Origin of the sequence: Cellulomonas pasadenensis (assembly GCF_047229365.1) — a bacterium.
Classification (GTDB): domain Bacteria; phylum Actinomycetota; class Actinomycetes; order Actinomycetales; family Cellulomonadaceae; genus Cellulomonas.
Map to the genome: position 1 here is coordinate 1 of NZ_JBFTEP010000162.1, position 6,902 is coordinate 6,902.

Genomic DNA, 6,902 nt, shown 5'->3' on the forward strand with positions numbered 1-6,902 from the left:
CCCCCCCCCCCCCACCACCCCGCCCCCCCCGCGCCTCCACTACACGAACTCGTCCTCTATCGCGATCGGCGTAATAGTCTCGTGGGCTCGTATATTTGTATAATCGAGAGGGGCGACGCCCTTCGGGGCGCGCCTCGCCGCCGCGGCGGACGACCACGGGCCCCTGTGCGTCGGGATCGACCCGCACGCGACGCTCCTGGCGGACTGGGGCCTGACGGACGACGTGGCGGGCCTGCGCACGTTCGCGCACACCGTCCTCGAGGCGGTCGCCGGACGCGTCGCCGCGGTCAAGCCGCAGGCGGCGTTCTTCGAGCGCCACGGGTCTGCCGGCCTCGCCGTGCTCGAGGAGGTCGTCGCTGCGGGCCGCGAGACGGGGACGCTCGTCGTCGTCGACGCCAAGCGCGGCGACATCGGCTCCACGATGGGCGCGTACGCCGACGCGTTCCTGCGCGACGGCTCGCCGCTCGCCGGGGACGCCCTCACCGTGTCGCCGTACCTCGGCTTCGGCTCGCTCGACCCGGCGGTCGACCTCGCCCTCGCGACCGGCCGCGGCCTGTTCGTGCTGTGCCTGACCTCCAACAAGGAGGGGCACGAGGTGCAGCACGCGCGCACCGAGGACGGACCGACCGTCGCCGCCGTCGTGGCGGCGCGCGCCGCCGCGCTCAACGCGGGGGAGCGCCCGCTGGGCTCGATCGGCCTCGTCGTGGGCGCGACCGTGGGCGACGCGGCCGCCCGTGCGGGCGTCGACCTCGAGCGCGTGAACGGGCCCCTGCTGGCGCCGGGCGTCGGCGCGCAGGGCGCGGGTCCCGCCGAGCTCGCCCGCGTGTTCGGCGGGGCGCGGCGCCAGGTCCTCGCGTCGTCGTCCCGGGGCGTCCTCGCCGCGGGGCCCGACGTGGCGCGCCTGCGGGCGGCCGCCCGGCGCGCCGCCGACGAGGCGGCGGCGGCCCTGCGCTGACCCCTCCAGGTCGTCCGTCCTGACCGTCATCGCAGGTCGGGGCGCGACACGCACGTCGCGCCGCGTTGCCGTCACGCGAGCGCGTCGCTAGGTTCGAACCCACCGATCCCACGCCTCGGCGCGCGGATCCCGGCCCAGTGACGAGAAGGTGACGCGCGTGGCTCTCCCCCCGCTGACTCCCGAACAACGAGCCGCCGCGCTCGAGAAGGCCGCCGCGGCGCGGCAGGCACGTGCCGAGGTCAAGAACCGCCTGAAGTACTCCCAGGGGTCCCTGTCCGAGGTCATCGAGCAGGGGCAGAAGGACGAGACGATCGGCAAGCTCAAGGTCGCCGCGCTCCTCGAGTCGCTGCCCGGCGTCGGCAAGGTCAAGGCACGCGCGATCATGTCCGAGATCGGCATCTCGGAGACGCGTCGCGTCCGCGGCCTGGGCCCGCACCAGGTCAAGGCGCTCGTCGACCGCTTCGGCTGAGCCGTCCACCGCTGTCCGGCGCCCGCCCCGCGAGGGACGGGCGCCGCGGTGCGCCCGCCTCGGGTCCGCCGCACCACCGCACGAGAGGCACCACGCACCCCATGACGACGCAGCCGGCACGGCTCACCGTGCTCGCCGGACCGACCGCCGTGGGGAAGGGCACCGTCTCGGCGGACATCCGCGCCCGGTACCCGCAGGTGTGGCTCTCGGTGTCGATGACGACGCGCGAGCCGCGGCCCGGTGAGGTCGACGGCGTGCACTACCACTTCGTCTCCGCCGTGAGGTTCGAGGAGATGGTGGAGCGCGGCGAGCTCCTCGAGTGGGCGGTCGTGCACGGGCGCAACCGGTACGGCACGCCGCGCGGACCGGTCGAGGAGCGGCTCGCCGCGGGGGAGCCCGCGCTGCTGGAGATCGACCTGCAGGGCGCGCGCCAGGTCCGGGCGTCCATGCCCGACGCCCGGTTCGTGTTCCTCGCACCCCCGTCCTGGGACGAGCTGGTCCGCCGGCTGGTCGGCCGCGGCACCGAGGACGAGGAGGAGCGGGAGCGCCGCCTCGCGACGGCACGCGTCGAGCTCGCCGCCGAGCCGGAGTTCGACCACGTCGTCGTGAACGACGACGTGCACCGCGCCACGGACGAGCTCGTGCAGCTCATGGGGCTCGCCGCCCGGTGAGACCGCCCGCCGGACCGTCGTGGTCGGCACCGGCGCCGCCGTGGCCCCCGACGTCGTGGTCGTCACCGCCCCCGACCGGGTACGATGGCCCGCGTCTGTGCCCGCCCGTCCGGCCCCGTGCCGCCGCGGACGCACGGCGGGCCCCGGCCCGGCCGTCGGCGCAGCAGCCAGCACCCTCCTAGGACGGGAGTCCTCCGTGTCCGGAACCGTCGCCGCCCCCACGGGCATCACCGACCCGCCCATCGACCGCCTCCTCGAGCGCGCCGACTCGAAGTACGCGCTCGTGCTCTTCTCCGCGAAGCGCGCGCGCCAGATCAACGCCTACTACGCGCAGCTCAACGAGGGCCTGCTCGAGTACGTCGGGCCGCTCGTCGAGACGCGCCCGCAGGAGAAGCCGCTGTCGATCGCCATGCGTGAGATCGACGAGGGCCTCCTGACGGCCGAGCCGACGAACGAGGCCTGACCGGCCGCCGTGCGCATCGTCCTCGGCGTCGCGGGCGGGATCGCCGCCTACAAGGCGGTCCTGCTCCTGCGGCTGCTGCGCGAGCAGGGCCACGAGGTGCGGGTCGTCCCGACCCGCGCCTCGCTCGAGTTCGTCGGCCGCGCCACGTGGGAGGCCCTGTCGGGCCAGCCCGTGACGACCGAGGTGTTCGAGAGCGTGGACCGCGTCGCCCACGTCGCGATCGGCAAGGAGGCCGAGCTGGTCGTCGTCGCACCCGCGACGGCCGACCTGCTCGCCCGTGCCGCCGCCGGCCGCGCGGACGACCTGCTGACGGCGACGCTGCTCGTCGCGCGCTGCCCGGTGCTGCTCGCCCCGGCGATGCACACCGAGATGTGGGAGCACCCCGCCACGGTCGCGAACGTCGCGACGCTGCGTGGCCACGGCGTGCACGTGCTCGACCCCGACGCCGGGCGGCTCACCGGCGCGGACACCGGCCCCGGACGCCTGCCGGAGCCGGAGGCCATCGCCGCCGCCGCGCTGGCCCTCGTCACCGCCGGTCCGCCGCGCGACCTGGACGGGGTGCGCGTCGTCGTGTCCGCCGGCGGCACGCGCGAGCCGCTCGACCCCGTGCGCTTCCTCGGCAACCGGTCGTCGGGCCGCCAGGGCGTCGCCCTCGCGCGGGCCGCGGCGGACCGGGGTGCGCGCGTGACGCTCGTCGCGGCGAACGTCGCGCCCGACGTCATCGCGGCCACCGGACGCGGTGCGGTGGGGTCCGCGGCGGCCGTGCCCGTGGACGCCGTGCCCGTGGAGGTCGTGCCCGTCGAGACCGGGCAGGAGCTGCGCGACGCCGTGCGCGCCGCGGCCGAGGACGCCGACGTCGTCGTCATGGCGGCGGCCGTCGCGGACTACCGGCCCGAGGTCGTCGCCGACGCCAAGCTGAAGAAGACCGGCGAGCCGCCCGTGCTGCGGCTCGTCGAGACCGTCGACGTGCTCCACGAGCTCGTCACGGACCCGCCGCGGGCCGGGCAGACGGTCGTCGGGTTCGCCGCCGAGACGGGCGACGCGAGCGGGACCGTGCTGGAGCACGGCCGCGCGAAGGCCCGGCGCAAGGGCGCCGACCTGCTCGTGGTCAACGCCGTCGGCGACGGCCGCGCGTTCGGCACCGCGACCAACGAGGTCACCGTGCTCGACGCCGCGGGCGAGGTCGTGACGACCGCCACGGGCCCCAAGGAGGACGTCGCGCACGCCGTCTGGGACGCCGTCCGCACGCACCTGGACGCGCGCACGGACGGGCCTCCGCCCGCCGGTACGCTGCGGGCATGACGTCTGCGCCTCTCCGCCTGTTCACCTCGGAGTCGGTCACGGAGGGCCACCCCGACAAGATCTGCGACCAGATCTCGGACGCCATCCTCGACGCCATCCTCGAGCAGGACCCGACGGCGCGCGTCGCCGTCGAGACCATGGTCACGACCGGCCTCGTGCACGTGGCGGGCGAGGTCACCACGAGCGCGTACGTCGAGATCCCGCAGATCGTCCGCGAGGTCGTCCGGGGCATCGGCTACACGTCGTCGCACATCGGGTTCGACGGCGACTCGTGCGGCGTCTCGGTGTCGATCGGCCAGCAGTCCCCCGACATCGCCGCCGGCGTCGACAAGGCGATCGAGGTGCGCGAGGACGCGGGCGACATGGACCCGCTCGACCTGCAGGGCGCCGGCGACCAGGGCCTGATGTTCGGGTACGCGAGCGACGAGACGCCCTCGCTCCTGCCGCTGCCGATCTGGCTCGCGCACCGCCTCGCGGAGCAGCTCGCCGCCGTGCGCAAGGACGGCTCGCTGCCGGGCCTGCGCCCCGACGGCAAGACGCAGGTCACGGTCGGCTACGAGGGCGACCGGCCCGTCGCGCTCGACACCGTCGTCCTCTCGACGCAGCACGAGCCCGACGTGCTCGAGCAGACGCTCGCGCGGGACATCGCCGAGCTCGTCGTCCGTCCCGTGCTCGCGGGCGTCGACCTCGACGCGTCGGCGCACCGCCTGCTCGTCAACCCCACGGGCCAGTTCGTCGTCGGCGGTCCGCAGGGTGACGCCGGCCTCACGGGGCGCAAGATCATCGTCGACACCTACGGCGGCATGGCGCGCCACGGCGGCGGCGCGTTCTCCGGCAAGGACCCGTCGAAGGTCGACCGCTCCGCGGCGTACGCGATGCGCTGGGTCGCCAAGAACGTCGTCGCCGCGGGTCTCGCGCGCCGCTGCGAGGTGCAGGTCGCGTACGCGATCGGCAAGGCGCACCCGGTGGGTCTGTACGTCGAGACGTTCGGCACGGGCACGGTGCCCGTCGAGCGCCTGACCGCGGCGATCCGCGAGGTCTTCGACCTGCGCCCGGCCGCGATCATCCGCGACCTGGACCTGCTGCGCCCGGTGTACCGGCGCACGGCGGCGTACGGCCACTTCGGCCGCGAGCTGCCCGAGTTCACGTGGGAGCGCACGGACCGCACCGCCGACCTGCTGTCGGCGGTCGGCTGACGCCCGCGCCCGCCCCCCGGCCGGCGTCCACAGGGCGGCGGCCGACGACGTCGGGAGGTCGGCCGGCCGTGGTGGGATGGCGCACGTGAGCGCACCGACCGAGCCCGAGCAGCCGACGCTCGCCGGTCTGGCCGTGCCCGCGCCGCGACGCCGCCCGCGCACGCCGCCGTCCCTCACGCCGGCCCCGTCGCTGCCGGTGGCGCGCGTCTGCGTCGACCTGGCGCCGCCGCACCTGGACCGCACGTTCGAGTACCTCGTGCCCGAGTCGCTCGACGCGGCGGCGCGTCCCGGCGTGCGCGTCAAGGTGCGGTTCGCCGGTCAGGACGTCGACGGCTGGCTCCTCGAGCGCGTCGCCGACGCCGAGCACACGGGACGCCTGCTGCCGCTGCGGCGCGTGGTGTCGTCCGAGCCCGTCCTCACGCCCACCGTCGCCCGCCTCGCCCGTGCCGTCGCCGACCGGTGGGCGGGGACGCTCGCCGACGTGCTGCGGCTCGCGATCCCGCCCCGGCACGCCCGGGTGGAGGGGGAGCGGAGCACCGGTGGGACCACGCCCGGAGGGACGACCGCCGGGCAGGGGGCTCCGGCGCCGGGCGAGGCCGGCGCGACCGGGTCCGGCGACGGGAACGGGTCCGGCGACGCGACACGGCCTGCCGATGTGCCGCGGCCCGGCGCCGCCCCCGTCGCCCCCGAGCCCACTGCGTGGGCCGCGTATCGCGGCGGACCGGCGTTCTGCCGGCACGTCACGGCCGGCGGCGCCCCGCGTGCCGTGTGGTCCGCGCTGACCGCCGTGGGGGAGCACCGGTGGGCAGCCGCGGTGGCGCAGGCGGTGGCGGCGTCCCTCGCGGGCGGACGCGGCGCGCTCGTCGTGGTGCCGGACGCCCGCGACGTGGACCGGGTGTGCGCGGCGCTGGCCGAGGCGGGTCTGCGCGGTGTCGCGGACGGCGGCCCGGTGGCGCGCCTCGTGGCGGACGACGGGCCGGCCGCCCGCTACCGCGCGTTCCTCGCGACGCTCCGCGGCACCGCGCGGGTCGTGGTGGGTACGCGGGCGTCGGCGTTCGCCCCGGTCGCCCACCTCGGCCTCGCGGTCGTGTGGGACGACGGCGACGGGCAGCACGCCGAGCCGCGCGCGCCCTACCCGCACGTGCGCGAGGTGCTCGCGCTGCGGTCCGAGCTGGAGGGCTGCGCGCTGCTCGTCGGGGCGCACGGCCGCACGGTCGAGGCGCAGCACCTCGTCGAGACGGGCTGGGCGCGTGAGGTCGCGGCCGAGCGGGCGGTGGTGCGCGGGTCGACCCCGCGGGTCCGCGCGCTGACGTCGGTCGAGCTCGCCCGCGAGGGCCCCGCGGCGGCCGCCCGGCTGCCCGGGCCCGCGTGGCGGGCGATGAAGGACGCGCTCGCGTCGGGGCCCGTGCTGGTGCAGACGCCGCGCGCGGGGTACGTGCCCGTCCTGGCCTGCGGCCGCTGCCGCGCGAGCGCGCGCTGCACCGCGTGCCACGGACCGCTCGGCCTGACGCGCGGCTCGACGACCCCGTCGTGCGGGTGGTGCGGACGCCTGGCCACGGGTTGGCGGTGCAGCGAGTGCGACGCCACCGCGCTGCGCTCGGTGCGCGTGGGGTCGGAGCGGACCGCGGAGGAGCTGGGGCGGGCGTTCCCGGGCGCCACCGTCCGGGTCTCCGGCGCGCGCGCCGCCGGCGGCGTCCTGGCGAGCGTGCCCGACCGTCCCGCGCTCGTCGTGGCGACGCCCGGTGCGGAGCCCGACGCGCCGTCCGGGTACGCGGCGGCCGTCCTGCTCGACGCCGCCGTGGCGAGCGCGGGCAGCCGGCTGGGCGCCGAGCCGGACGCGCTGCGG

Annotated in this window: 6 protein-coding genes and 1 pseudogene; all 7 read left to right on the forward strand. The window is 76.9% G+C overall.

The genetic code is table 11. From position 1 onward, the window contains the following. Window positions 1-115: 115 nt before the first annotated feature. Window positions 116-955, forward strand: a pseudogene (gene pyrF / locus AB6N23_RS16350) (orotidine-5'-phosphate decarboxylase); the annotation flags it as partial. A gap of 157 nt (window positions 956-1,112) precedes the next feature. Then, window positions 1,113-1,424 (forward strand): integration host factor, actinobacterial type, encoded by a 312-nt coding sequence (gene mihF / locus AB6N23_RS16355; RefSeq protein WP_136520018.1) that lies wholly within the window; start codon window positions 1,113-1,115, stop codon window positions 1,422-1,424. A 101-nt stretch (window positions 1,425-1,525) separates the two neighbouring features. Continuing rightward, on the forward strand, window positions 1,526-2,095 hold the full coding sequence (gene gmk / locus AB6N23_RS16360; RefSeq protein WP_412867053.1) for a guanylate kinase: 570 nt from the start codon (window positions 1,526-1,528) through the stop codon (window positions 2,093-2,095). Window positions 2,096-2,291: 196 nt separating this feature from the next. Continuing rightward, a complete protein-coding gene (rpoZ, locus tag AB6N23_RS16365; RefSeq protein WP_378205896.1) occupies window positions 2,292-2,558 on the forward strand; it encodes a DNA-directed RNA polymerase subunit omega in 267 nt (88 codons plus the stop codon). Between the two features lie 9 nt (window positions 2,559-2,567). Continuing rightward, window positions 2,568-3,860: a bifunctional phosphopantothenoylcysteine decarboxylase/phosphopantothenate--cysteine ligase CoaBC gene (coaBC, locus tag AB6N23_RS16370; RefSeq protein ID WP_412867054.1), complete on the forward strand. Its 1,293-nt coding sequence runs from the start codon at window positions 2,568-2,570 to the stop codon at window positions 3,858-3,860. After that, window positions 3,857-5,056 carry a methionine adenosyltransferase gene (gene metK / locus AB6N23_RS16375; protein WP_412867055.1) on the forward strand — a complete coding sequence of 400 codons (1,200 nt, stop codon included), beginning with the start codon at window positions 3,857-3,859 and terminating at the stop codon, window positions 5,054-5,056. Before coaBC ends, metK begins: the two co-directional genes overlap by 4 nt. A 76-nt stretch (window positions 5,057-5,132) precedes the next feature. Then, a partial coding sequence (locus AB6N23_RS16380) for a primosomal protein N' family DNA-binding protein (RefSeq protein ID WP_412867056.1) occupies window positions 5,133-6,902 on the forward strand: 1,770 nt, incomplete at its 3' end.

What these genes read in the sequence shown, in the direction of transcription:
- gmk (WP_412867053.1), top strand. Translation starts at nt 1,526, where the DNA reads ATGACGACGCAGCCGGCACGGCTCACCGTGCTCGCCGGACCGACCGCC.
- metK (WP_412867055.1), top strand. Translation starts at nt 3,857, where the DNA reads ATGACGTCTGCGCCTCTCCGCCTGTTCACCTCGGAGTCGGTCACGGAG.